At 30.2% G+C, this 25,439-nt stretch carries 28 protein-coding genes; 8 read left to right on the forward strand and 20 right to left on the reverse strand.

Annotated elements, in window-relative coordinates; genetic code table 11:
• Positions 1–182 precede the first annotated feature (182 nt).
• From EYR00_RS08395 to EYR00_RS08425, 7 genes are all read right to left on the reverse strand, one after another.
• Positions 183–404, reverse strand: coding sequence for a hypothetical protein (locus EYR00_RS08395; protein ID WP_224209004.1), 222 nt, complete (start codon positions 402–404; stop codon positions 183–185).
• 208 nt (positions 405–612) lie between these two features.
• Positions 613–936, reverse strand: a complete 324-nt coding sequence (locus tag EYR00_RS08400; RefSeq protein ID WP_003537584.1) for a MerR family transcriptional regulator — start codon at positions 934–936, stop codon at positions 613–615.
• A gap of 81 nt (positions 937–1,017) precedes the next feature.
• Positions 1,018–1,380: a metal-dependent transcriptional regulator gene (locus tag EYR00_RS08405; protein ID WP_003537583.1), complete on the reverse strand. Its 363-nt coding sequence runs from the start codon at positions 1,378–1,380 to the stop codon at positions 1,018–1,020.
• 519 nt (positions 1,381–1,899) lie between these two features.
• Positions 1,900–2,253, reverse strand: a complete 354-nt coding sequence (gene nrdI / locus EYR00_RS08410) for a class Ib ribonucleoside-diphosphate reductase assembly flavoprotein NrdI (RefSeq protein ID WP_003537582.1) — start codon at positions 2,251–2,253, stop codon at positions 1,900–1,902.
• A 95-nt stretch (positions 2,254–2,348) separates the two neighbouring features.
• Positions 2,349–3,638 (reverse strand): phosphopyruvate hydratase, encoded by a 1,290-nt coding sequence (eno, locus tag EYR00_RS08415; protein ID WP_003537581.1) that lies wholly within the window; start codon positions 3,636–3,638, stop codon positions 2,349–2,351.
• A 162-nt stretch (positions 3,639–3,800) separates the two neighbouring features.
• Entirely contained in the window at positions 3,801–4,793 is a 993-nt protein-coding gene (locus tag EYR00_RS08420; RefSeq protein WP_003537580.1) for a D-isomer specific 2-hydroxyacid dehydrogenase family protein, read from the reverse strand.
• A gap of 208 nt (positions 4,794–5,001) precedes the next feature.
• Positions 5,002–5,280, reverse strand: coding sequence for a hypothetical protein (locus EYR00_RS08425; RefSeq protein ID WP_308214325.1), 279 nt, complete (start codon positions 5,278–5,280; stop codon positions 5,002–5,004).
• A 348-nt stretch (positions 5,281–5,628) separates the two neighbouring features.
• Here EYR00_RS08425 and EYR00_RS08430 point away from each other — a divergent pair, with 348 nt between their 5' ends.
• From EYR00_RS08430 to EYR00_RS08440, 3 genes are all read left to right on the forward strand, one after another.
• On the forward strand, positions 5,629–6,321 hold the full coding sequence (locus EYR00_RS08430; protein ID WP_003537578.1) for an iron-sulfur cluster assembly scaffold protein: 693 nt from the start codon (positions 5,629–5,631) through the stop codon (positions 6,319–6,321).
• A 15-nt stretch (positions 6,322–6,336) separates the two neighbouring features.
• Positions 6,337–7,335, forward strand: coding sequence for a GGGtGRT protein (locus tag EYR00_RS08435; RefSeq protein WP_003537576.1), 999 nt, complete (start codon positions 6,337–6,339; stop codon positions 7,333–7,335).
• A 645-nt stretch (positions 7,336–7,980) separates the two neighbouring features.
• Positions 7,981–8,649, forward strand: a complete 669-nt coding sequence (locus EYR00_RS08440; protein WP_003537575.1) for an HAD family hydrolase — start codon at positions 7,981–7,983, stop codon at positions 8,647–8,649.
• A gap of 31 nt (positions 8,650–8,680) precedes the next feature.
• On the opposite strand, the gene EYR00_RS08445 is transcribed toward EYR00_RS08440, so the two are convergent.
• The 3 genes from EYR00_RS08445 to EYR00_RS08455 all read right to left on the reverse strand — a co-directional run bounded on the left by EYR00_RS08445 (position 8,681) and on the right by EYR00_RS08455 (position 12,026).
• Positions 8,681–10,099 carry a glycoside hydrolase family 1 protein gene (locus tag EYR00_RS08445; protein WP_003537573.1) on the reverse strand — a complete coding sequence of 473 codons (1,419 nt, stop codon included), beginning with the start codon at positions 10,097–10,099 and terminating at the stop codon, positions 8,681–8,683.
• 134 nt (positions 10,100–10,233) lie between these two features.
• Positions 10,234–11,061: a MurR/RpiR family transcriptional regulator gene (locus EYR00_RS08450; RefSeq protein WP_008791559.1), complete on the reverse strand. Its 828-nt coding sequence runs from the start codon at positions 11,059–11,061 to the stop codon at positions 10,234–10,236.
• A 104-nt stretch (positions 11,062–11,165) separates the two neighbouring features.
• Positions 11,166–12,026, reverse strand: a complete 861-nt coding sequence (locus EYR00_RS08455; protein ID WP_003537569.1) for a nitroreductase family protein — start codon at positions 12,024–12,026, stop codon at positions 11,166–11,168.
• A gap of 201 nt (positions 12,027–12,227) precedes the next feature.
• On the opposite strand from EYR00_RS08455, the gene EYR00_RS08460 reads away from it, so the two are divergent.
• The gene (locus tag EYR00_RS08460) at positions 12,228–12,551 is read left to right on the forward strand and encodes a winged helix-turn-helix transcriptional regulator (RefSeq protein WP_003537566.1); all 324 of its coding nucleotides are present in this window, start codon (positions 12,228–12,230) and stop codon (positions 12,549–12,551) included.
• Positions 12,552–13,276: 725 nt separating this feature from the next.
• On the opposite strand, the gene EYR00_RS16105 is transcribed toward EYR00_RS08460, so the two are convergent.
• On the reverse strand, positions 13,277–13,573 hold the full coding sequence (locus tag EYR00_RS16105; RefSeq protein WP_003537564.1) for an IS110 family transposase: 297 nt from the start codon (positions 13,571–13,573) through the stop codon (positions 13,277–13,279).
• A 323-nt stretch (positions 13,574–13,896) separates the two neighbouring features.
• Between EYR00_RS16105 and EYR00_RS08470 the strand changes: the two genes are divergently transcribed.
• Entirely contained in the window at positions 13,897–14,280 is a 384-nt protein-coding gene (locus tag EYR00_RS08470) for a PAS domain-containing protein (protein ID WP_003537561.1), read from the forward strand.
• Between the two features lie 676 nt (positions 14,281–14,956).
• Here EYR00_RS08470 and EYR00_RS08475 read toward each other — a convergent pair.
• Entirely contained in the window at positions 14,957–15,388 is a 432-nt protein-coding gene (locus EYR00_RS08475; RefSeq protein WP_009300227.1) for a metallophosphoesterase family protein, read from the reverse strand.
• A 290-nt stretch (positions 15,389–15,678) separates the two neighbouring features.
• Here EYR00_RS08475 and EYR00_RS08480 point away from each other — a divergent pair, with 290 nt between their 5' ends.
• Positions 15,679–16,473: a MurR/RpiR family transcriptional regulator gene (locus tag EYR00_RS08480; protein ID WP_003537556.1), complete on the forward strand. Its 795-nt coding sequence runs from the start codon at positions 15,679–15,681 to the stop codon at positions 16,471–16,473.
• A 29-nt stretch (positions 16,474–16,502) separates the two neighbouring features.
• Here EYR00_RS08480 and EYR00_RS08485 read toward each other — a convergent pair whose 3' ends face one another.
• The 8 genes from EYR00_RS08485 to EYR00_RS08515 form a co-directional block, all read right to left on the reverse strand.
• A complete protein-coding gene (locus EYR00_RS08485) occupies positions 16,503–16,871 on the reverse strand; it encodes a hypothetical protein (protein ID WP_003537554.1) in 369 nt (122 codons plus the stop codon).
• A gap of 189 nt (positions 16,872–17,060) precedes the next feature.
• A complete protein-coding gene (locus tag EYR00_RS15865; protein ID WP_217294969.1) occupies positions 17,061–17,342 on the reverse strand; it encodes an MmcQ/YjbR family DNA-binding protein in 282 nt (93 codons plus the stop codon).
• Between the two features lie 137 nt (positions 17,343–17,479).
• Positions 17,480–17,713, reverse strand: a complete 234-nt coding sequence (locus EYR00_RS15870) for a hypothetical protein (RefSeq protein WP_259394434.1) — start codon at positions 17,711–17,713, stop codon at positions 17,480–17,482.
• 76 nt (positions 17,714–17,789) lie between these two features.
• The gene (locus EYR00_RS08495; protein WP_040434291.1) at positions 17,790–18,653 is read right to left on the reverse strand and encodes a 4Fe-4S binding protein; all 864 of its coding nucleotides are present in this window, start codon (positions 18,651–18,653) and stop codon (positions 17,790–17,792) included.
• On the reverse strand, positions 18,634–20,079 hold the full coding sequence (locus tag EYR00_RS08500; protein ID WP_003537548.1) for a family 1 glycosylhydrolase: 1,446 nt from the start codon (positions 20,077–20,079) through the stop codon (positions 18,634–18,636). Before EYR00_RS08500 ends, EYR00_RS08495 begins: the two co-directional genes overlap by 20 nt.
• A 117-nt stretch (positions 20,080–20,196) precedes the next feature.
• The gene (locus EYR00_RS08505; protein ID WP_008791554.1) at positions 20,197–21,093 is read right to left on the reverse strand and encodes a MurR/RpiR family transcriptional regulator; all 897 of its coding nucleotides are present in this window, start codon (positions 21,091–21,093) and stop codon (positions 20,197–20,199) included.
• A 120-nt stretch (positions 21,094–21,213) separates the two neighbouring features.
• Complete coding sequence (locus tag EYR00_RS08510; protein ID WP_003537544.1) at positions 21,214–22,338, reverse strand: aldo/keto reductase; 1,125 nt, start codon at positions 22,336–22,338, stop codon at positions 21,214–21,216.
• Between the two features lie 78 nt (positions 22,339–22,416).
• On the reverse strand, positions 22,417–22,644 hold the full coding sequence (locus EYR00_RS08515) for a hypothetical protein (protein ID WP_009300224.1): 228 nt from the start codon (positions 22,642–22,644) through the stop codon (positions 22,417–22,419).
• A 187-nt stretch (positions 22,645–22,831) separates the two neighbouring features.
• On the opposite strand from EYR00_RS08515, the gene EYR00_RS08520 reads away from it, so the two are divergent.
• Entirely contained in the window at positions 22,832–23,935 is a 1,104-nt protein-coding gene (locus EYR00_RS08520) for a uroporphyrinogen decarboxylase/cobalamine-independent methonine synthase family protein (RefSeq protein ID WP_003537542.1), read from the forward strand.
• A gap of 112 nt (positions 23,936–24,047) precedes the next feature.
• Complete coding sequence (locus tag EYR00_RS08525) at positions 24,048–25,421, forward strand: MATE family efflux transporter (protein ID WP_040434288.1); 1,374 nt, start codon at positions 24,048–24,050, stop codon at positions 25,419–25,421.
• The last annotated feature ends 18 nt before the right edge of the window (positions 25,422–25,439 follow it).

Genomic DNA, 25,439 nt, shown 5'->3' on the forward strand with positions numbered 1-25,439 from the left:
ATTAAAAACTAAAATCAAAATAGCTAACGTACGTTTAGGAAAACTACTATTTATTAAAGACTTTAATATAAATAATTTATTTCCTCTTCTCCCTTTTTCAGTATTATTTATATAAGTATGAAGCTTATCAATCTGTTGAGAAATTTCGCTACCTCAAGGGTTATCCAAGCCATATTTTTTTGCTATTTAGACATATTATTATCAAAATATTTTTCAAGCTCAGACAAATTTTGATATTGGGTAAAAATACCGTTCAAATTGAGCGGATCTTCGATTATGATATCCTTATCTTTTAAAATAGCAAAGATTTCATGAATATTATCTAGAGAAATACTCTCAAATAAATGACAACTATATTCAGCATATATATCCAAATCTATATAAATACCGTGATAATAATCCAATATGTGACCACATTGCAAATAGCAAATACCCATGATCGCCAGCTAACGCCGGAATATAAGTTCTGGAACATATCGAAAAAACCACTCTCTTGATATCCTGATAATTATATTTGGCAATCCTTTCTTATGTTCTCCCTAATCATTATTTCTTCATTTGAGAAAAGAACGTGTACTTTATTTTCAATGTCTACTGGAATTTTTAAATAACCTAAAAAGCTTTCTTGCGTGATAAGTTTTTTTCAATTAAATCAATGATTCTCTGCTTTTTACCTATCTCTTTTAATAAATATTCTTTTTTCTGATTCAAACATGTATTTAAAGAAATTTCATTGTTAAATATACGTCTGATGTCTTCAATTGAAAGATCAAAAGAGCGCAACATAATAATATTTTTTATTATTCGAATATCTTCATGACTATAATTACGATAACCATTATCATCACGTGATGGCGAAATTAATTCCTCCTTTTCATAATAACGTAAGGTATCCTTTGTAGTCCCCAATAATTTTTCAAGTTCATTTGTTTTCATAACAACCTCTCCCTGTTATAAAATATAAAAATCTTAAAAAACCAAGAAAACGTAAGAAGCCTTCTTGCATCTTACGTTCAATTACTTGTTTAAAAACTTTTTAATTCCTTCAAATACTTCATCACTTATAATATGTTCAATCTTACAAGCATCATCCTCAGCTACTTCTTTAGAAACCTTTGCAGTATGCATTAAAAATTCTGTAAGACATTCATGTTTTTCATAAACAGCAGTAGCCTTTTCCGTTCCTTTTTCAGTTAGTTCAATATATCCTTTACTATCAACAATAATATATCCGTCATTCTTTAGAATGCCTACACCACGACTAACACTTGGTTTACTAAATCCCAACTCTCGAGCAATATCAATCGAACGAACATTACCGTTTTGTTTTTTTAATAATAAAATTGTTTCCAAATACATTTCACCAGATTCGTGCATCATCTACTCTTCCTCCAATCGTTTTATATAATTATACCAATAAAATAAAAAAAAGAAAACCAGAATGCTTCCGGTTTTGAAAGTTACGAACTTAATGTAAAGAATGATAATTATAATGGCTAAATTATTTATCACTTACTTGGATGTGGATTTAAAGTTCGTTACATTTGAAAATATTATTTATAACTTGAAGGATATTTTATAAATTACATTTTCTATCACTTTCTAATATGCCATGATTTCAAGGACAAAATACCATGGACGAATGTTTAGAGAATGAACTGATATAAAGGAAATTCACTACTATGTTTAAGGAATTTGGAAAATAGTTAAATCTATTATTGTTTTCGACGGGATAATTTAGTAAGAAGTATCCGTCTATGTCTTCGAGAAAAAGGTGAATAGCTTATCACGGATACCTTTCTTACTATTTTTTACTTTTAAAGAGTGCTAATAATTATATTAGGAAATTTTATCGTTGTAGGTATGATATATCAGCAACCTCTATCAGCAAATATTTAACTATTGATTATTAATTATTTTTTTAATTTCCTCTATATCTTCATCAGTTCCATCATTCTCAACTTTGTAAAGACAAGGAACATTGTATTGTTCAGCAATAACGTCACCAGCTTTACAGAATGCTTCACCGTATCCTTGATCACCACTAACTATAACACCTTTTAAATGGTCACCATTACTATTTAAAAATGATTCAACTTCCATAGGGACATCACCATAACCATCAGTATAAGTGATTAAGAGAAACGGCTCGCTAACAGCCTCATCTCCAGAAGATATTTCTAAGGCGTCGACACTTAAACGATCAACAATACTTTGAACATTACCTGTTCTTGATGCAAATACTACTTTCATACATTTCTCCTTTTCTCTAGTTAGCTTTAACTAACTATCTATATGTTAGCACAGACTAACTGACTATGCAATAGTTTTTATAAAATTTATCCAAATTATTTATTCAATTGGTAAAATCCTGATAATCCAGAATATTTACTTTGTTTACCTAGACGATCTTCAATTCTAATTAATTGATTATATTTAGCAATTCGGTCTGTTCTTGATGCAGAGCCAGTTTTAATTTGTCCCGCATTTGTTGCTACCGCAATATCAGCAATAGTTGTATCTTCTGTTTCTCCTGATCTATGAGAGATAACTGCTGTATAATTTGCTTTTTGGGCCATTTCAATAGCTTCTAAAGTTTCTGTTAAAGTACCAATTTGATTTACTTTAATTAAGATTGAATTAGCTACACCGCGTTTAATTCCTTCTTCAAGACGTTTAGTATTAGTTACAAAGAAATCATCACCGACTAACTGTACTTTGTCCCCTAACTTCTCAGTTAGATAATCCCAACCTTCCCAATCATCTTGATCTAAACCATCTTCAATTGAGATAATTGGATATTTAGAACATAATTCAGCATAAAAATCAACTAATTCTTTTGAAGTAAATGATTTATTATTTTCTCCTGGTAATACATATTTACCATCTTGGTAAAACTCACTGCTTGCAACATCCATTGCCAATTTAATATCTTCACCTGGTTTATAGCCAGCCTTTTCTACTGCCTCTAGAATAGTTTTAATAGCATCTTCATTAGAAGCTAAATTTGGAGCAAAGCCTCCCTCATCACCAACTGCTGTATTTAATCCTTTTCCTTTTAAAACGGCTTTCAAAGCATGGAATACTTCCGCACCCATTCTGATTGCTTCTTTAAATGTTGGAGCGCTAACCGGCATAATCATAAATTCCTGAAAATCTACATTATTATCTGCATGAGCTCCACCATTAATGATATTCATCATTGGTGTAGGTAATACATAAGCATTAGCTCCTCCAATGTAACGATATAATGGTAAATCTAAGCTCGTCGCAGCACATTTAGCAATAGCTAAAGATACACCTAAGATTGCATTTGCACCTAACTTACCTTTATTTGGTGTTCCGTCCAAAGCAATCATCGTTTCATCGATTTCTCTTTGATTTGTTACTTCTTTACCAATTAATTCTTTAGCAATAATCTCATTAACATTTTTTACTGCTTTTTCTGTTCCTAATCCTAAATAACGGTTTTTATCACCATCACGTAATTCAACTGCCTCATGAACACCTGTTGAAGCTCCACTTGGTACTATCGCACTAGCGAATGCTCCACATTCTGTAGTTACTTCTACCTCTACAGTAGGATTACCACGTGAATCCAAGACCTCACGGGCATATACACTTTTAATTTTACTCATTTGTTTTCCTCCTTCATGATTCCTTAACCTGGGTGACTAAGCCAGGTTAGAAAGAATCATTTATTCACACGAAGTTAGTTTTACCTAACTACAATAAGGTTAGCACATACTAACTTTATATGCAAGTAAAAAGCATTAAAAAAATCACAGAAATTTCTGCGATTACAAATCTTTTGTTAACTCATTATCCCAATCCAGATCATTATAACAAGCCCATAGACCATTAAGTGATAATTGAACCATACTGCTAACAGCTGCATCAGTATAAAAAGCTAAATGTTGTGTCATGACAACATTAGGAAATTGACGTAAATATGCCATATTTTTATTTTTAATTATATCAGTACGCATATCTTGATGATAAATTCCTTCTTCACCTTCAACCACATCAAGTCCTAAAGCCCCAATCTTCTTATTTTCGATTCCCCTGATTAAAGACTCGGTATTGCATAATTGCCCCCGAGCACAGTTAATAATGATTATTCCATCTTTCATTTTACTTATTGTTTGATCGTTAATTAGATGGTGCGTACTTTTAAGATACGGCATATGCAAAGAAATAATGTCACATTCTTGATAAAACTGCTCTAGGTCGACATAAGTTGCATATATTTTAGCGGTTTCATTTTGATGAATATCATAAGCTAATAAACGAGCTCCAAAGCCGGATAAGTTTTTTAAAACTGCTTGACCTATTCGTCCGGTCCCCATAATTCCTATCGTTAAATCTTTCATCTCTCGCCCTTCTAGCCCTTGTAAAGAATAATCATTTACCTGTCCTAACCACAAAGCTTTTTTATAATGACGTAACGATAACAGCATTAGCATAACAGTAAAATCTGCAACTCCTTCCGGTCCATAACTAGAATTACAAACCTTTATTCCTAATTCTTTGGCATATTCGATATCAATATGATCATATCCTATTGTTCTTGTTGCAATAACTCCAATTCCTGCTTTAGCAATAGCATCTAAAATTTCATGATTAATCTTACTCTCCCCTAAAAAAGCAATTCCATCATATCCATTCAATAAAGATAAATTTTTTTGGCATAGATATTCCTTATAATAAGTTATTTCAAAGTTATTTGAATTATTCATAATTTCAAAATCTGCCATCTCGTCACTTCGTACTTCAAATGCAATAATCTTCATTCTCGTCCTCCTCAATATCAATATTATATCATCTCAAAATGAATTCTAAACATTTTGTTGAATTTCATACACTGAAGTTCTATCCTACATTATCTCTTTTAAAAGCAAGATTGTGTTTTCTACCATATCATTAGTTGCCTAATCGCAACACTCTACCAATTTCTTTGAATTAATCAATTCATCACATTCTGTATCAATAATAATGATTCTACCTTTCACCTTTATAAAAATTATCCTTATTAATAGCATGATATGTTTTAGCGCTGACTGGAATATGTAAAGAAATAAAGTCCGCAATTGAACTAACTGAATAAGGATTATTTGAAATACCAATTCCTAATACCTTGGTAGCCTTAATATTAATATGATCATATCCAATTGAATGGATATTAATGAATTTAACACCATTCCTTTTTAATAAGATTAATAATTCATGATTCAAGATTGAATTTTCGACAATGCTAATTGCTTCAAAAATTGCTATTATAAATAATTTTCTTTAGTCAAAGGTTCCTTGAGTAGTTTAATTTCTCCCCCATATTTCAATAAAAATCATCTTAGTGTTATCCCTATATATCTTTACGATGATTAAACATGGGTATTTTCATACTCATAGCCTGTTCAATATGTTTTTATTAGTGTAATAATATTATATTAAAAGGTATTCATAAACTCCTTTTTTTACCGATTATTTTGTCGAATTTATTTTGATAATCGTTGATGTTTCATTGACTTTAACTCGGCTTTATTCTATACTTTACTCAGGTGATTTTAGTTCGCCTTAAATAGCATGACTAGCTATTTATAATCGAAAACACGAAGGGAGTTAGAAAAAATGATTTATTCACACGAAGTAGAACAAATGTGTAGTGTCGCTCAAGGTGCTTCACATGGATGTGCTCCAATTCCTGAAGAAGGAAAATGGGTATATTCTAAAGAAATTAAAGATATCTCTGGTTTAACTCACGGTATCGGTTGGTGTGCTCCTCAACAAGGTGCTTGTAAATTAACATTAAACGTTAAAGAAGGTATCATTGAAGAAGCATTAATTGAAACTATCGGATGTTCAGGGATGACTCACTCTGCAGCGATGGCTTCAGAAGCATTAGTAGGAAAAACTTTATTAGAAGGTTTAAATACTGACTTAGTTTGCGATGCAATCAATACTGCAATGAGAGAATTATTCTTACAAATCGTTTATGGACGTACTCAATCTGCATTCTCTGAAGGTGGTTTACCTGTTGGAGCTGGATTAGAAGACTTAGGAAAAGGTTTAAGAAGTATGACTGGTACTTCTTATTCAACAAAAGCTAAAGGTCCTCGTTATCTTGAATTAACTGAAGGTTATATTAATAGAATCGCTTTAGATGCTAATAATGAAATTATTGGTTATGAATTTGTTAACTTAGGTAGAATGATGGATATGGTTAAAGCTGGAAAAGATGCTAATGAAGCAATGAAAGAAGCTACTGGAACTTATGGTAGATTCGATGATGCTGCTAAGTACATCGATCCAAGAAAGGAATAATAGGAGGGTACGAAAATGGCATTATTTGAAAGTTATGAAAGAAGAATTGATCAAATTAACGCTGCACTAGCTAAATTTGATATCAAATCAATCGAAGAAGCTAAAGCTATCTGCGATGAAAAAGGAATTGATGTTTACGAAATCGTAAAATCAACTCAACCAATCTGTTTTGAAAATGCTTGTTGGGCATACACTGTCGGTGCTGCAATGGCAATCAAAAATGGAGATGTTAAAGCTGTAGACGCTGCAAAAACAATCGGTGTTGGTTTACAATCATTCTGTATTCCAGGATCAGTTGCTGATGACCGTAAAGTAGGTTTAGGACATGGTAACTTAGGTTCTATGTTATTAGATGAAGGTACTGAATGTTTTGCTTTCTTAGCTGGACATGAATCTTTCGCTGCTGCTGAAGGTGCAATCAAAATCGCTGAAAAAGCTAATAAAGTTAGAACTAAACCATTAAGAGTTATCTTAAACGGTTTAGGAAAAGATGCTGCAAAAATCATCTCAAGAATTAACGGATTCACTTACGTGGAAACTCAATTCGATTATTTTACAGGTGAAGTAAAAGTATTATCTACAACAGCTTACTCTGATGGTCCTCGTGCTAAAGTTAACTGCTATGGTGCTGATGACGTTAGAGAAGGTGTTGCTATCATGCATAAAGAAGGTGTAGATGTATCAATTACTGGTAACTCTACTAACCCTACTCGTTTCCAACATCCAGTTGCTGGAACATATAAAAAAGAATGTATTGAACAAGGTAAAAAATATTTCTCAGTTGCTTCTGGAGGAGGAACTGGACGTACTTTACACCCTGATAACATGGCTGCTGGTCCTGCTTCTTACGGTATGACTGACACTATGGGACGTATGCATTCAGATGCTCAATTCGCTGGTTCTTCATCAGTTCCTGCTCACGTAGAAATGATGGGATTAATCGGTATGGGTAACAACCCTATGGTTGGAGCTACAGTTGCTGTTGCCGTAGCTATTGAAGAAGCTTGTAAATAGACAAGATGTTCTTAAAAAAGTGTGATTAATTCACACTTTTTAATTTCTAAATATAAACACTATTTAACACGCTTATACAATCCTTCAACTTTAATAAAAAGAGCGCTATTTTTCATTCTCGTCCACAATTCCACTTATCAAGACGAATAAATATAAAAGAGTCTTTTTTATTATGGTCTTAAAAAAGTTTTATCTCATCATTTTTGAGACTACTATCATTGTTCTAGACTCTATTTTTTAATTTTCATTAATGCTTTTTTCTTGTAACATCAAGATACTTAATAAAAAATACTAACTATACTTTAGATATTCAATAACTCATTTATAAGTCCTAATGTGGTACCCTATTTCAGTTTATAATTTTCAGGTATATTTCTTCTCTATCTATACTCATCAAACAATGCCCATATCACTAGAAAACGTAATTTTTTACATATATTTAAAATTGCTACACTATTTTTATTACTTATTTTTAAATATACAAAATAATAGATATCAATTTAAACAGAAAAATAATATAATAATTTCTATTATTTGATAAAAACATTTAAAACCAATATGATTTTTTATCATATTTCATCTTTTACCTTTATAAAAATAGAATTATCATGTAATCTTATATTATAAAGTAAAGGAGGGTTTAATATGCTAAAAGCAATTATCTTTGACATGGACGGTTTGATGGTTGATACCGAAATCATCTCATTCCAATGCTACAAAGATATTATTGAAAGTTATGGTTTTAACTTTACAAAAAAAGAATACATAGAAGATTATCCTGGAAAATCTGTTATTTCATCAATGAACTTTATCAAAAATAAGTATAATATAGACTTTGATACGGATGAAAAGATAAATCAATTTAAAATATTGGAAGAGCAATACTTACTAAAAAACAGTGTAGAATTAAAAAAAGGACTAATTCAACTATTGAAGTATTTAAATATTCACTATTATAAAACGATTGTTGCAACTTCCAGTGGTAAAGAAAGGGCCGAAAGAATACTTGGTGAACATAATCTTATGAAATATTTCAATGGTATTGTATGCGGTAGTGAAGTAGAACATGGAAAGCCGGCTCCAGATATTTTCTTAAAAGCTTGTGATAAATTAAATGTTGAACCAGAAGAAGCACTTGTATTAGAGGATAGTGAAGCGGGTATTCAAGCTGCATCTGAAGCAAAAATATCAGTTATCTGTATCCCTGATATGAAATTTCCTCAAGAAAAATATCTAAAAAAAGTTGAGCATGTCTATGATTCATTAGAAGATGTTATTTCTTATTTAGAAATGAAAAAAGATATTTCAAAATAGAAATATCTTTTTCTCTTATCTAGCTATCTATTTAATCACTTAAATCATCACCATTAGTGGCAATAACTTTTTTGTACCAATAGAATGAATCTTTACGATAACGATCTAAAGTTTTTAAATCAAATTCTTCACGGTCTACATAAATAAATCCATAACGTTTGACCATACCTTCATGTGTTGAAATCAAGTCTACTGCTGACCATGGACAGTATCCCATCATTTCACAACCGTCTGTGATTGCTAATTGTACCTGTTCAAGATGTTTTCTTAAATATTCAATTCGATATTGATCATGTACTTTACCGTCTTCTGTTAATTTATCATATGCTCCTAGTCCATTTTCAGTAACGATCATTGGCAGACGATAACGTGAGTACATTTCACGGATTGTTGCCCGGAATCCCATTGGATCAATTTCCCATCCAAATTCAGTAGTTGGTAAATTAGGATTTTTAAATCCACGATAGAATCCGGCTTCACCACGAGCAGTTTGCTGATCAGCTCCAGGATCCATTGTTTCAGTTCCATCACTAGCTTCACAGGTAGCAGTATTGTAATAGTTGAAACCAATAAAATCAGGATGTCCATTTTTCAATGCTTCAGCATCTCCAGGTGCAAATGTTGGGCAGGCATCATGTTCTTCTAAGTAAGCCCAAACTAAATTATTATATACACCGTAAACCGCCATATCCAAATATAACCAGTTTCTTATAGCATTATAGTTTTGTGCTGCTAGAACATCTTCAGGTTTACAAGAAGCAGGATAAACTAATGAAATATTTGGTGCAGGTCCGATTTTTGCTCCAGGAATCATTTCGTGGCATAATGCCATTGCTTTAGCTTGTGCTACCAGCATATGATGGTTTTGCTGATAGATTTCTTTGATTTCGTTTGTGCATCCTTCCGGCAAGTGTAATGTACCAATTACCGGTCCAACTAAAGTCAGCATATTTTGTTCGTTGATCGTTAGCCAATATTTAACACGATCACCATAATTTTCATACATAACTTTTGCAAAGTTTACAAACCAGTCAACCGATTCTGGATTACCCCAGCTTCCTCTTTCATCTAAAGCAGCCGGCATATCAAAATGGAACATTGTTACCAATGGTTCAATACCGTATTTTAAACATTCATTAATAACATTATTATAATATTCAATTCCTTTTGGATTGACCTCACCAGTTCCATTAGGTAAAATTCTTGTCCAAGCGATAGAGAAACGATAAGTCTTGAATCCCATTTCTGCCATCAATGCAATATCTTCTTTATAACGATGATATTGATCAGCACACACATCAAGTTCTGAAGTTCCTTCAGGTACTTTTTTGACATCCTGACAAGATGGTCCTTTTCCATCGATTAAGTTAGCTCCTTCTACTTGATAAGCAGATGTTGAAGCTCCCCATAAAAAATCACTTGGGAATGGTTTTAGTTTTTTGTGTAACATTTTATTTCCTCCTTTTAAATATACGGTTTTATAGTAATTTAAAACTTAATTATTTTCAATCGGTTTTCCAAAGAAAGAAACAATGTGACATAATTTAAAGAAAATAAGTAAAAAATATGCAACATTGTTGCATATCACTTTAAATATATTTTTTCATATTCGTCATTAAATTGAACAATCGACTGATAATCGTCTGTAAATAACAAAGAAAATAGACAATTAATAATATATTGAGCAGAAACCTGAAAAATCATATCTCTTAATTCAACAAAAGAGCCAATATGAATCGCAGATAAAATTTCATCGCAATATCTTGCAATTGGACTATCTTTTCTCCCAGTTATTGCAATAATTTTTATTTCCTTATTTTTATGTAACTCTTGAACAACTTTAAGAATCTTTTCATCTTCTCCCCTACGGCTAATCACAAAAACAACATGCTCCTTTAATTCAGTTAAAGTTAAATAAAGCTGCTGATTTGATGTTGTATAATTGTTAGCTATCTTTCTCTCTAAGAAAAATAAATGACATGCATAATCTGCAATACATGCATTTGCATCACTACTAATAAAATCAATATATGTAGTTTTCTTTAGGAGTTCTGCTATATATTCTATTTGTTGTAATGATAATTGATTTTTTGTTTTTTCAATGACATTTTTTTCTAGTTCACTAATTTTATCAACAATTGAAATACTTTTTTCTTTTTCTGTAATTTTAATATCAGCAGCTTGATATTCTTTTAAATCATGAACAAGATGAATTTTAAAATCATTATAATTTTCATATCCAATCTTTTGCACAAACCGGATAATCGTTGAAGCATTTGTATAAGTTTCTTTTGCTAATGCTCTTGCACTCATCTTAACAACATCTTCACTGTGATTTAAAATATACTGACAAATTATATTTTGCGTTTCATTAAATTGCTTACTGTCATTTAGCAGGTCTACTAAATTCATATTAATCACCCACTCATATTTTACAATAAATTTTCTAAAAACCAAACAATTATAATTCTAACTGTAGTTATTTCATTAAAAATATTTAAATTTAATAAACTATCCTAATCTTGAGTAAAAACAATTCTTTTAATTTTACCATTTGCCTCACGTTGAACGCCTCTAGCATAACGAATTTCAGGATAACCAAACCCAACCATTAAACTAATATAATGATCCTCAGGAATTTGCAATAATTTCATTACATTAGGCATATTACCTAGAACTGCCAATGGATAACTCATACATATTGCGCCCAATCCATTTGCATTACATAACAATTCAAAATATGCAGCTGCCATATTAACATCCTGAACAGCACAAGGAATATTTTTTGGTGCATGAGGAATCAAAATATGCGGTGCTCCACAAAAAATAGAGTCTGGCCGAACTGATTTTTCCCATGCCATCATTTGATTATATGAAGTTTTATCAAACCCTTGTGGATATATGCCATTATTAGCTAATTTAATCATTTCATCTCTAACTAATAAGCGAAAATAGTCCATTTCTTTACAATCATCAATAATGGTAAACTCTAACTTTCGCTTATTGCCACCAGTTGGTGCATATTGAATACTCCCCATTAATTCTTTTATAATTTTTTTATCAACATCTTTATTAAGATAACGTCTACAAGCACGACGAGTACGAACCAACGCCGACATCATTTTCCCAGCATCTTGATAATCTGGTAAAGTTACACTATTTTGAGGATCTTTATTAAAAATAGAAATTGCCCCAGTTGGACATACAGCCAAACAATGATCACACTGCCAACATCCATCCCAACCAAAACAATCAATTTCTTTTATTTTTAATTCATTCTTATCATCAAAAATAAACAAATCGCCTGGACAAACCTTCAAACATTTTCCACAATGAATACATTTTCCAAGACTCCATTTAAAATTAGTAATATTCATAAATATTTTCTCCCTTTCAATAGAATTAATTTTATAATTTTTAAGCTACTATTATAATATCAAGTAATTATTGATTAAAAAAGAAGGCACTTTTTTGTTAGAAATGAGATTTATAACACAACTACCGGCTTAGCTCTATCTTGCTTAAATGACTCTAACTATTTATAATAAAATTAACTTATCTAAAGGAGAACAGGACCAATGATAAAAAAAGAAAACTTGCCAGAATGTCCAGTTGCAACAACTGTTGAACTAATTGGAAGCAAATGGAAATTATTAATTCTGAAATATCTTCTTAACAAAACAATGCGTTATAATGAATTGAAAAGAGAAATTGATGGAATATCTCAAAAAGTCTTAACCTCAACCTTAAAGTCAATGGTTGAAGATGGAATCGTGATTAGAACATCCTATCCAGAAGTCCCACCACGTGTTGAATATAGTTTAAGTGAAATTGGTGAAAGTATGCGACCAGTAATCGACGTAATGGCTGATTGGGGAAATACATATAAAAATAAAAAATAAATTTGTGATATATCAAAAATGATTCACATATGCCATTATTTCCACAAGAGTTAATATAAAATACATATATGATTTTAGTATTTAAAACTAATTGACCAATTTCAAAGATGTTAGTATCCTATTTACTTTTATTTAAATTAAAATTACTATTGTAACTTAGCCACAATAATAGTCAATAATTTTATTTAATATGTCTCTCATTTATACAATGACTATCAAAAATAATGAATATTTGTTAAAATCAAATAGTAAGAGGTGATTAACTATTGTAAATCAAACGATTTATAAAAAAATTTATATATAGATATCAAATAACGCCAGAAAGGAGTTTTTCAACTCCAAAAAAATTAATAGTGACAACTATTGATTATTATTTTAATAATTTGGAATCAAAATCCATGCCGTTTTTTCTAGGTAAAAAATGATACGGATAAGTTTTCTAGCAAACGTGAGTCTGTGCAACTCGCCAGTGTTTTCCTTCTTTGATTGATAGTCATATATAACAGGATTGTTTAATGCAAAAGTATCTACAACATTCATGATAATTTGACGAAGATGAGAAGAGCCATGTTTTGCCATGTGACCTTTAAAATTATCTTGTCCAGACTCATTTCTGAATGATTCCAGCTTCAATATCTTTTATTTTAGCATTAATATTTTTGTAGATTTCAAGCAAGGTGCTATGACTGGTTCGAAGTAGGTTTGTAGTCAACGGTCGTAAGATATCAAGGAATCAAAACAGAATCAATCTTATCAGTTTTAGTTTTCCTAAGAGTTGAGGCTTTGGAAAATTGTTTGATTAAAAAAGAATTAATCTCCATAAAGTCAAAATTGTAGGCTTTGAGGAATTGTTTAAGGCTGCTTCCATAATGACCAGTGGCTTCAAAACCTATTTTTATTTTTTGATTCTTATCCAAAAAATTTAAGAATAAGAAGCAATTGATTGAACCCATTCTAGTTATTAACGAAAGTAAAAGAATGACGAATGGCTTCACCATTATGATCATGAATGAAGCAGTCATGCTTGTATTTAGCAATATCGATACCAACTAAATAAGTTATAAAAAACCTCCATAAAATAATTCGCACTGTCAGTAAGACCACAAGTTTTTTCTTCATGTATTCACGTTGTTCATAAAGCATCGAGTGCTAATTAACTTAATCAACAATTTGAAAAAGAACTGTGGCAGGTATAACCTCTAAACAGTCAAGCTGTAGAAAAATAGGGACAAATCCACAGTGCTAATAAAATTATATCATCATTGGCCCTGGATGATATAAATGTATATAAGGGCAGAAAGGAGAATACTCAACTTAGTGACCTAAATTGAGTATACGTGATAAAATGGAAATAACAATGGAAATCTTATATAATATCTTAGATGCTTATGCTTATGAAATAGTCTTCGTTGATCGAAATCATATTGTACGCTATATGAATAAAACCGCAAAGCAAAGATACGGCTCAAGAGTTCAAGTTGGCAATAGTTTATTCAATTGTCATAATGAAAATTCAAAGAAAAGAATTGAAGAATTTCTAGAACGCGCCGATGCTGGTGAAGAAGAAATGTTTGAAGTTCTTAATGGTAAAACTGGAGAAAGAGAGTTTTTCGTTCCTGTTAAAGATGCATCAAAAAAAGTTATTGGCTATTTTGAAAGACATGAAATGTTCTGGTCAAAAGACAAACCAGAGGCTCCTATATTTGAATATTGGAAATCAAAAAATTAAATAAAAAAGACAGCAATATATCTTACTATCTTCTAAATATACATTTTGTATTCTATTAGAAAAGAAATTCATATGACTGTCTTTTTATTTGTTTTAAATGATTAACCCCCTACCATAAATTTCTAATTATTATTTTATAATGGCAAGTCTTTTTTTGAAACCATATAATACCGATTATATATAAAATAATTGCAATTAACAGCATAGCCATTAATCCGCTTTTATATCCACTACCTTCTAAAATACTTTTTGTATCATATAAAGTATTAAATGTAATATATTTCAAAAATTCTAAATTTTCTGACAACTTTATCAACATAATTACTACAAAAATACAACGGAATACCTGACCCAAACATCAATGAGTTCTTAGAAGTATTAAATATACATGATGAACAAAAACATATACCGCTTATTCCCAGCTGATACAAAAAAGCACCTAAATTTATCAATAAAAATGTATCAATATCAAGACCAGACAGTTTCGCAGCAAGATGTTCTCAAAAAAATATTTTTGATTTCATCAAACGGAGTTTTTAATTCATTAAAACAAGAACTTGATAATTTATATGAAAACAATGATATTTTAACGTGAAAAATCTTATATTCTGCATAATAAAAAGCCTAGTTGAAATTGCTGAATGCATATTCAATCAAGACTTTTTATCAAAAACAATTATTTAGAACATTCTTTAACAAGAAATTCATAATGATCCTCATATAGATCTAAAATAATATATGTTAAGGGCAATGAGAAACGTTTTTTTCCACAACTTCCAGGATTTAAATATAATGTTCTACCTTTTTGATAACATGCTAATTGATGTGAATGTCCATAAATATAAAAATCAACATCCTTTTTAGTGTCTAATTGATGAACCAAATAAAATGAATAACCTCCAATATTAAAATATTCTTCTTCATTCAGACTCAGCTTGTCATTATTCCCCTTTACAACAAATACCTTTGTAATTGTTTGTAGACGCTCCAATATTTTTATATCAACTATATCACCAGCATGAATAATATAATCACATTGTTTCAGTTCATTTAACACTTCTTCTTTTAATATGTCATGTGTATCAGCAATCACTCCTACTCTAATCATTATCATTTCATCCTTTCCCAAAATAGCAAACGCCTCATCTTCCATATGCTTCTTTTCAAAAATTAATATAACAAAGTTATTCTATATTTACAATCACTCATATCATGAAAAATAAAGTATCCAATATAAATACTTAAAAAATTTAATATTAGCATATTTCAATCGGGAGGAATACAAATCAGCTGAATTTATTCTATGAAACCCCTTCCTTTAATGCTATAATCATAACAAACAAGAAATAATAGACTTTATTTCCTGTTTCATAAATTTATTCTAAGGAGTAAGTAAAAATGAGTTTAATCGATAATTTAAGTAATGAGAAACTTTTTACAAAAAGTGAGATCGAAGTCATCAATTTTATTAAAGAAAATCCCAATCTAGTCTTAAATATGACAATTGGAGAATTAGCTAACCAAACATTTTCGTCAAATACAACAATTATAAGAATTTGTAAAAAACTAGGATTTAATGGCTTTAGAGATTTCAAAATAGAATACCTAAGAAATATCGAATCTTTAAAATATCTAAATAACGAAACTGATTTCACTCTACCTTTCCAAGAAAATGAACCAACCTGGCAAATTATTAACAGTATTTCAAATGTCTATAAAGATAGCATTAATCTAATTAACAGTGAATTAAATATTGCTGAATTAGAAGATATTGTAGAAGTTCTTGATACTAGTCCACGAACTTTTGTTTTTGGAATTGGTGATTCTAAAATTACAGCGATGAATTTTATAAATAAGCTAGTTAAAATTGGTAAATTTTTCATTTTGACAACTGAAAATAATGAACAGGAATCTTTTTGTAAAGGAATCACTAAGGATGATTGTTGTTTATTTATCACTTATGATAAAAATGAATCCTATAAAGCCTGTTTAAAAATTCTTTTTCAAAAACGCTGCAAGATCATTGTCATTACTTCTAACTGTGACAATCCATTAGTCAAATATAGCAATTATCATATAATTATTCCTCATAAAGAAAAAGATGAAAAAATTGCTACTTTTTATTCACAACTTGCATTTAATTATATTCTTAGTATTATCTATTCACTGATTTATAAAAGAAATAAACACTAATAACTTACATAACATAAAAACGATAGTCTTTAATCACTATCGTTATCTATGTTATTTTTTAATAAAAAATCATGTAATTCCTTATCCGTTAAATCTTTTATTTTTGTTTGATAATAACGCATTGTATCTTTAGTTTTATTGCTGATATAAGCATTATAATCGATTTTTTCATTATAAATACCGTAGAATTCATATACATATGCCATCCCACCTTGTTCACTGATACTCTTTTTAAATGTTTTAATAATATTTTTTAAATCAAGGCTAGTATCAATATAAAGAAAAACCTTTGGCCCAACGTTTTTAATTTTATAGATTGCTTTAATTCCTTCATAATTACGATTGTTTATCCACTCTAAAAGTTTTTTATATCTTGCTGCAATTAATACAATAACCATAATTTATAATTCTCCATTCCTTATTACTATTACTCTAATCTCAAATATCTTATATTTTACACTATATCAAATTAAAAAACATTATTTTTTCATATATCCAAAAAAACATCTCGGATTGAGATGTCTTTAATAAAATATCTATCATAAATACTGATGTATTTTTATTATTCACTAAATTATAAAATTATTTTACTTTTTAGTAACTAGTTGGTAACTTTCATCTAATAATTTTTCTACTTGTGTTATCTGGACAGTACGATCAAGTAAAATACTGATCCAATGCTTTTTATTCATATGATAAGCAGGAAAATAATGAATATGATCAATTAAGGCATTGATTTTTTCAGGTGTATTTTTAACATTTAAAATATCTACTTTTCCTTCTTTATCAATATTTAAACATCGATATGGGATATTTATAATCAATCCATACCATTTTTTAGTTTCTAATATTTTTAAGGTAGCTGACATTGGATCACGTGTCCACGGATAATCTGCTTCAGTTTGATATTTATCATTTACATAAGCTAATATCTTTTTTCTAATACTAATTGGTTTAAAGCATGATTTTAAGATTTCATCCGTTAAACTTGCAACTTCTTCCTTTATCAGTGCAGTATAGCCCCAACTACATTTTTTATATAAAAAGGTAAAAATTTTTCACCGTTATTTTCAAACACATCAATGTTGAAGCAACTATTACTTATTTCAAAACGAGCATAAAATTCATTGTTTTTCAAAGTTTTTTCAACAATAAAAAGATTATCAAGACGTTTGAATCCATATTTTACTAGGGCATCTTCTTGCATATAATAATTATTAAGTACCTCATCTCTATCCATGATCTAGTCCCCCTATAATTCATCGTTACTATAACATTATAGCGTATCTAGTCATTGTTTTATAGTCAATCTTATCTTACTTATATTTCTTTAACGGGTACATCTTATTGATAATATTTTTAAACCACTCAATATTTTCTATTACTTGTAAAGATGTAATAGTACCTTGAGGTTTATCTAATAACCGCCAATGACATGGTAATGTTAGTTCTAAAAAAGTATAGCCGTTGGCTTCAAGTTGGTGTCCAATTGCCTCTTTCATATAACGCTTTACTTCAGTAATTCGTTTAATATCTGTAAAACTTCCACGAGCAACTAATGCAGCGTCTTTTGAAATACATAGTATTTCGCAAAGATCTATAGCATATTCATCAGAAGTTGGTTTTAATTTTAAATTAGAAAAATAATTAAGCATGTGAAAAATAGTAATTGGTGTATTATCAAGTTCTTTAAAATCACTGATTGCTTGTTTATGCTGCCATGGCTCTTCATCAGTATAATATACAACAACTATCTTTTCTGGATGATTATGTTTATACTCTAACGCATCTTTAAGATAATTATCACTTCCGTAAATTTCTACGTTTATTTCAAAACGGGCATCTTTTGATTTAAATATAACTAATTTATTCTCAAGTTTCATCGCTTCACAAACCTCTGCCAATAGCCGCTCAATCATCCCTTGATAACAACCTGTATGAAAAGGAATCGTCACTCCCTTTAATAACACGGGAAAAGTACTCTTTTCTTCATTTTTAAACTCAATTGCAAGATATGGGCAAACCTGTTGACAAATTTGACACCTAGGACACCTAGTGCATTTATCAAAATCTGTGATTACACAATGACCATTAGAAATTTTTAAAATTTTTTGTGGACAATTAATCGTACAAATTCCACAACCTGTACATCTATTTTGATTATAAACTCGTTTCAACATTATCATTATCCTCCGTGTTTATTAGATTTTTACCCTTACTAGCAATTACTTGTTGATACCAGTAAAAAGATTTTTTCTTAGTTCGAGTTAATGTTCCATTGCCAAAATCATCTAAATCAACATAAACAAAACCATATCGCTTTTTCATTTCACCAGTACCCGCCGAAATAATATCGATTGGTCCCCACATTGCATAACCAAAACAATTTACTAAATCAATCTCAATTGCTTCTTTCATTGCTCGAAGATGTTCTTGTAAATATGAAATTCGATAATCATCAATAATTGTGCCATCCTTTTCTATTTGATCAATCGCTCCTAATCCGTTTTCACTAATAAATAAAGGAAGTTGATAGCGATCATACAATTGATTTAAAGAATAACGTAAACCAACAGGATCGATCTGCCAACCCCACTCAGTCGTTGTTAAATATGGATTTTTCCCGCCAGAAGATAAATTTCCCTCTACCATCTCAATATCAGCTACGCCTTCAACAGCAGAAAAATAATAACTAAAACTAATATAATCAACTGTTCCTTGAAGCAAAATTTCTTCATCACCGGCTTCAATTACTAAATGACCATTACATTTTTTTAAATAAGATTTACAAGTATTTGTATAGTAACCTCGCACCTGAACATCACCAAAATAATATGTTGGTAATAGCTTTTCACGGGCAATCACTTGATCTGTGGGATTACAAGTTGCCCCATAGGTACAAGGGTATAATAACATGTTTCCAATCATAAAATTAGGATTAATTTTATGTCCTTCTATGACAGTTAAAGCACTTGCCAGCAGCTGATAATGAGCAACCTGAAACTTAACTTGATTTAAATCTTCATCTTGCTGATAGATAATTCCTGCCATATGCCATGGTCGATCAGTTAAAAAGAGTGCATTGATTTCATTAAAAGTCATCCAATATTTAACTTTATTTCGATATCGTTCCATGACCGTCTTTGCATATCTAACCGATAATTCAACTAATTTTCGATTTCTCCATCCCCCATATTTTTTTACTAATGATAACGGTAATTCAAAATGATGCAAAGTAACAATTGGTTCTATCCCATATTTGATTAATTCATCAAATATTTTATCATAAAATTCTAATCCAGCTTCATTACATTCCAAGTCATCTCCATTTGGAAAAATCCGCGACCAGGCAATTGACATTCTAAAACATTTAAATCCCATCTCCGCCATTAAATCAATATCCTCTTGGTAATGATGATAAAAATCTGTAGCTATATGACTTGGATAATAAGTATCTTTATGCACATATTCATGAATTTCCCTGATTTTTCCATGTCCTGCTCCCAACTCAACATCATTAATACTAAGACCTCGACCATCTAAATTATATCCACCTTCATATTGATTAGCAGCACTTGCACCACCCCATAAAAAATTACTATCCATGCTTATTTCCTCCTCGACATTATAAATTTTATCAAGTTATTTTAAAAGACTAAAGAATTAAAGGAAATGTTGTATCAAGATTACGCTTTTTAATAAATTGAAATAAAAAAAGCGGAATTACGTTCCGCTTTGAGTATTATCTTCTTTCATTATCTCTAACGTAGACTCCCGTCCCACCTCTGCTTGTTTCGAGATTGCAATTCGTCGAGCTAAATTATCATCATACATTAAATTAAAATAACATGAATACAAAATATCAAGAATTAGTTTAATACTATTTTCATTAGAATATCCAGCAATTTTTGAATATAATTTTTCGCGAGTTGAAATATGAAGGACAACATCAGCATATTTTTTTAGCTCATTATCCCCTAAACTTGTTATTGCAATAATTGGCACGCTTCTTCCTTTTAAAGTCCTAGCCAAACTACATAAATTATGAATTTCTCCTGAATACGAAATAATGATTATGCAATCATTATTTTTAATTACCGCAGGTAAAAATAACTCTTCACCATTAGTGTTACAAATATTAACATTTTTTCCAATTCTAAGCATGTCTAATTTAAAAATTTGTCCCAATAATAAAGAATAAGAAATTGCCGCTAAATGAATTTGATTGGCCTTCTGCATAATTCGAAGAGCTTTTTGTAAATTATCATGCTCTAGCAAAGCTAATGTATCTGATAATGTCTCTTGTGCAAGTAATGTTACTTTACTTGCAATTTTTTGAATATTATCAGTTTTAACAAATGGGAAATTGGGATCAATATTCTTAAAATGAGTATCTAAATAATAAACTTCTTTTAAAAAATCAGCCTTAAAATCTTCATAACCATGATATCCCAATTTTTTGGCTAATCTGATAATCGTTCCCGTTGATGTATATGTTGCTACAGCTAGTTCCTTGATTGTCATATCCTTTATATTACTTCTTTTTTCCAGAAGATAATCAGCAATTAATTGTTGGCTTTGAGATAATCTTGCACGTTCTATTTTTTGTTCAATCAACATATATTTCCACCTCATCTAATTTTATTCTATTATAAGTAATGATAATAAGCAAATATTGAATATAATAAAAATAAAAGAACTAAAAAGTCAACTTAGACCTTTTAATTCTTCTATTATAGCCTATTTTTCAAAATGAGCAGCCACTTCTTGAAGTCCTTCAATAATATTTAAATGTTGTGGACAAACATTCTCACATTGACCGCATGCAATACAGTCACTTGCTTTACCAAACGTTTTTGTCAGATTTGCATAATATTCGCCTTGTGGAGTCCAGCCCTTTTCTGCTACTTCTTGTAAATCTGCATTATATAATGAAAAATATTTTGGAATATTAATATTCATTGGACAACCATCTGTACAGTACGAACATCCCGTACAAGGAATTTTTATAGTAGAATTAATAGCTGCAACTGCTTTATTAATAAGTTTGTATTCCTTGTCATTTAAAGGTTTAAAATTAGCCATATATTCAGTATTATCTAACAATTGTTCCATATTAGACATACCACTTAATACCATGACTACATTATCTAGACTAGCAACAAAACGAATCGCCCAAGATGGAATTGAACTTTGTGGAGCATAGTCCTTAAACATTTTCGTAACTTCCTCAGGCACATTTGCTAATGTTCCACCTTTAACCGGCTCCATTACAATAACTGGCTTATGATGTTTTGTCGCAACTTCATAACATTTACGAGATTGTACTCCTGCACTATCCCAATCTAAGTAATTGATCTGTAATTGAACTAGTTCAAATTCAGGATGCTCAGTTAAAACTTTATCCAGTAACTCCGGCCCATCATGATAAGAAAAACCTATTTTCTTTACTAACCCTTGTTTTTTCTTTTCAACAATCCAATTAAAACAATCTAATTCATTATAAGTATCAATACTATGGGTATTAATATCATGCAATAAGTAATAATCAAAATATTCTACCCCTGTCTTTTTTAGCTGCTCATTGAAAATGCGATCACGATCTTCTTTTGATTTTAAAAATCCTGCATGTAATTTTGTTGTTAATGTAAAACTATCACGAGGATAGCGGTCCACTAATGCTTCTTTAGCAGCATTCTCACTTGCAAAACCACAGTACATCCAAGCTGTATCAAAGTAAGTAAATCCCCTTTCCAAAAATAGATCAACCATTTGCTTTGTTTGTTCAATATCAATCTTCGCTGGATCATTAGGATCCAATGAAGGTAAACGCATTAAACCAAATCCCAATTTCTTATTATCCATATTTTGCCCTTCCTTTCAAAACTATTATAAGCCTTAAAGCATACTTTAGCGCAAGAATTTTTTTAAAGATAATATAAATTATTTACTAATACAAAGACAGCATTTTTGCTTATTTATCATTTCAAATTTTTTTAGTGCAGCTTCTATTAAATTATATTGATAATCATAAATATTTAGCAATAAAATTGAAAAATCCTGCATAATTTCATAATTATCAAATTTTTTAAAAATAAAATAATCTGCTTCTAATTCCTTAATTAATAAATGACATTGATTAGATGGTACTATAATTGTAATTACTTTCATCTCAATACTCCTCCATAATTGTTCAAATAATACTTTATTTCAATTATAAAACTTATAGTGAACTATAAGTCAATTAGAAATATTCGACTATAGCTTCATCCTATAGCCAAACAGCTTTTTTTAGTATTATAAAAGTATGCCATTTTTCTTTATAATATTTATATTAAAATAAAAGGAGAACAAAAATATGTTGAAGATAAAATATGATATTGTTGGTTCTTTTTTAAGACCTGAAAAAATCAAAGAAGCACGAGCAAAATATTTTAATCAAGAGATTGATCTAAAAACACTTAGAAAAATTGAAGATGATGAAATTGCTAAACTTGTCGATAAACAAGTTGCTCATGGACTAAAAATTGTCACTGATGGCGAGTTTAGAAGAAGATGGTGGCATTTGGACTGGTTAAAAGAATTTAATGGCTTTACAACTCAACATCTTGATAAAACGAGAAATGGTGTAACAAATCACATTGAATTAGGAATGATCAACGGTAAAATAACCTATGATAAAGATAAATATCATCCAGAAATCGAGGCTTGGGACTACTTATTCAACCTAGTAACAAAATATCCTGGAATTGAGGCCAAAAAATGTATCTCTGGACCAAATATGATCTTAGTTGATCATTTTCTTCAATTAGGTTTAAAAGAGGTACCATATTATAATGGTGATATTGATGCTCTTATCGATGATATTGGAAAAGCATTTCAAATTGCAATTAAAGATTTATATGATCATGGTTGTCGTTATTTACAAATTGATGATACATCATGGACCTATATGATTGATGATAATTTCCTTTTAAAAGTAAGCTCACTTGGATACAAAAAAGAAGATATTTTAGAATGGTTTAGAAAAGTATCTACAAAAGCATTAGAAAATAAACCTATTGACATGACCATTGCTAACCATTTTTGTAAAGGAAATTTTAAAGGCTATCCTCTTTTTTCTGGTTTATATGATACTGTTGCCCCTATCATTTGTCAAATCCCATATGATGGCTTCTTTGTAGAATATGATGATGAGCGTTCAGGTTCATTTACACCATGGGCACGATTAAAAAATACTAATGTTACTTTTGTAGCTGGCTTAATTTCAACTAAAAATCCTAAACTAGAAACATATGATGAAATAAAAACACGTTATTTTGAAGCAAAAAGAATTGTTGGTAAAAATATTGCATTATCACCTCAATGTGGCTTCGCCTCTGTTGAAGAGGGAAACTGTATTGATGAAAAAACTCAATGGGCAAAAATAGACCTTTTAGTTTCATGTCAGGATTTTTTATAAATTTTATTAGAGAAACAATTAGTTTCTCTTTTTTATTTTCTTCATTATATAAAAAAACAATTGACTTAGAGTCAAGTCGAGGTTGTATTATATGAAAAACGGAGGAATATATATGTTTAAATTTATTGAACCAAAAATACAATTAGATAAAAAACGGCAAATCTTTACAAATAAGCATCTACGAGCTCTAATCATCCCCTTGATCATTGAACAATTATTGATCTTATTAGTTGGGATAGCTGATACTCTAATGGTTAGTTATGCTGGTGAAGCAGCCGTATCTGGTGTCTCACTAGTCAACCAGTTGAATACGGTCTTCATTCTTGTCTTTACTGCATTAGCATCTGGTGGTGCCGTTGTTGCCAGCCAATATATCGGTAATAAAAACAAGGAAAATGTAGTGTTAGCAGCTAGTCAATTAGTTATGATAACAACAATAATTTCAGTTATTTTATTAGTATTATCGGTTATTTTTCGAGAACAATTACTAACATTATTGTTTGGAAAAGTCGCTCCAGATGTAATGGATGCCTGCTTAAAATATTTAGTTATTTCTGCTTTTTCTTTTCCTGCTTTAGCAATCTATAACAGTTGTGCCGGATTGTTTAGAAGTATGTCTAAAACAAGTGTTATCATGTATGTATCAATCATCATGAATATTATTAATATTATTGGTAATGCTATTGGAATTTTTATTCTTCATGCAGGTGTTGCAGGAGTCGCATACCCTTCACTAATTTCTCGAGTCGTTGCGGCTTTAATTTTATTAATTATATCTTTTAATCAGAAAAATATTATTTATATTCGCATTAAGGATATTTTTAAATGGAATGCTCAAATGATTAAGCGTATCCTAAATATTGCTATTCCCAACGGCATTGAAAATGGCTTATTTCAATTATCTAAAGTTGCTTTAAGTAGTATTGTCGCAATGTTTGGAACTAGCCAGATTGCTGCAAACGGGGTTGCACAAAGCTTTTGGTCAATGGCCGCTCTTTTTTGTATTGCAATGGGACCAGCTTTTATCACTGTTATCGGTCAATGTATGGGAGCCGGTGATAAAGAAGCGGCGGACTATTATATGAAAAAATTATTAAGAATCACTTATATTGGCGGGATCATTTGGAATATTGTATTTTTCCTATTTACCCCTATCATTCTTAAATTGTATAGTTTATCGAACGAAACGATTAAACTAATTATTATTTTATGTTTTATTCATAACCTATTTAATGCCTTATTATGCCCTATAGCCTCATCATTATCAAATGGCCTTAGAGCAGCTGGTGACGTAAAATACACGATGTATACTTCAATTTTTTCAACTGTTGTGTGTCGTGTCATCTTATCATTTATTTTTGGGGTTTGGATGAACCTTGGTGTAATTGGAATTGCATTAGCAATGGTTGGCGATTGGGCTATTAAATCTGCTCTTATCTTAGTACGTTATTTACAAGGGCAATGGAAAAATTTTAAAGTCATCTAATTATCTTGACTATTTATT

Source organism: Thomasclavelia ramosa DSM 1402 (assembly GCF_014131695.1).
Taxonomy (GTDB): Bacteria; Bacillota_I; Bacilli_A; order Erysipelotrichales; family Coprobacillaceae; genus Thomasclavelia; species Thomasclavelia ramosa.

Coding starts and splice junctions, on each gene's coding strand:
- EYR00_RS08440 (WP_003537575.1), top strand. CDS start 7,981: ATGCTAAAAGCAATTATCTTTGACATGGACGGTTTGATGGTTGATACC.
- EYR00_RS08495 (WP_040434291.1), bottom strand. CDS start 18,653: ATGTTGAAACGAGTTTATAATCAAAATAGATGTACAGGTTGTGGAATT.
- EYR00_RS08430 (WP_003537578.1), top strand. CDS start 5,629: ATGATTTATTCACACGAAGTAGAACAAATGTGTAGTGTCGCTCAAGGT.
- EYR00_RS08460 (WP_003537566.1), top strand. CDS start 12,228: ATGATAAAAAAAGAAAACTTGCCAGAATGTCCAGTTGCAACAACTGTT.
- EYR00_RS08475 (WP_009300227.1), bottom strand. CDS start 15,388: ATGATTAGAGTAGGAGTGATTGCTGATACACATGACATATTAAAAGAA.
- EYR00_RS08485 (WP_003537554.1), bottom strand. CDS start 16,871: ATGGTTATTGTATTAATTGCAGCAAGATATAAAAAACTTTTAGAGTGG.
- EYR00_RS08435 (WP_003537576.1), top strand. CDS start 6,337: ATGGCATTATTTGAAAGTTATGAAAGAAGAATTGATCAAATTAACGCT.
- EYR00_RS08400 (WP_003537584.1), bottom strand. CDS start 936: ATGAAAACAAATGAACTTGAAAAATTATTGGGGACTACAAAGGATACC.
- eno (WP_003537581.1), bottom strand. CDS start 3,638: ATGAGTAAAATTAAAAGTGTATATGCCCGTGAGGTCTTGGATTCACGT.
- EYR00_RS08515 (WP_009300224.1), bottom strand. CDS start 22,644: ATGAAAGTAATTACAATTATAGTACCATCTAATCAATGTCATTTATTA.
- EYR00_RS15865 (WP_217294969.1), bottom strand. CDS start 17,342: ATGTCAGCTACCTTAAAAATATTAGAAACTAAAAAATGGTATGGATTG.
- EYR00_RS08470 (WP_003537561.1), top strand. CDS start 13,897: ATGGAAATAACAATGGAAATCTTATATAATATCTTAGATGCTTATGCT.
- nrdI (WP_003537582.1), bottom strand. CDS start 2,253: ATGAAAGTAGTATTTGCATCAAGAACAGGTAATGTTCAAAGTATTGTT.
- EYR00_RS08480 (WP_003537556.1), top strand. CDS start 15,679: ATGAGTTTAATCGATAATTTAAGTAATGAGAAACTTTTTACAAAAAGT.
- EYR00_RS08525 (WP_040434288.1), top strand. CDS start 24,048: ATGTTTAAATTTATTGAACCAAAAATACAATTAGATAAAAAACGGCAA.
- EYR00_RS08500 (WP_003537548.1), bottom strand. CDS start 20,079: ATGGATAGTAATTTTTTATGGGGTGGTGCAAGTGCTGCTAATCAATAT.
- EYR00_RS08405 (WP_003537583.1), bottom strand. CDS start 1,380: ATGATGCACGAATCTGGTGAAATGTATTTGGAAACAATTTTATTATTA.
- EYR00_RS15870 (WP_259394434.1), bottom strand. CDS start 17,713: ATGGATAGAGATGAGGTACTTAATAATTATTATATGCAAGAAGATGCC.
- EYR00_RS08510 (WP_003537544.1), bottom strand. CDS start 22,338: ATGGATAATAAGAAATTGGGATTTGGTTTAATGCGTTTACCTTCATTG.
- EYR00_RS08455 (WP_003537569.1), bottom strand. CDS start 12,026: ATGAATATTACTAATTTTAAATGGAGTCTTGGAAAATGTATTCATTGT.
- EYR00_RS08450 (WP_008791559.1), bottom strand. CDS start 11,061: ATGAATTTAGTAGACCTGCTAAATGACAGTAAGCAATTTAATGAAACG.
- EYR00_RS08420 (WP_003537580.1), bottom strand. CDS start 4,793: ATGAAGATTATTGCATTTGAAGTACGAAGTGACGAGATGGCAGATTTT.
- EYR00_RS08445 (WP_003537573.1), bottom strand. CDS start 10,099: ATGTTACACAAAAAACTAAAACCATTCCCAAGTGATTTTTTATGGGGA.
- EYR00_RS08520 (WP_003537542.1), top strand. CDS start 22,832: ATGTTGAAGATAAAATATGATATTGTTGGTTCTTTTTTAAGACCTGAA.
- EYR00_RS08505 (WP_008791554.1), bottom strand. CDS start 21,093: ATGTTGATTGAACAAAAAATAGAACGTGCAAGATTATCTCAAAGCCAA.
- EYR00_RS16105 (WP_003537564.1), bottom strand. CDS start 13,573: ATGACTGCTTCATTCATGATCATAATGGTGAAGCCATTCGTCATTCTT.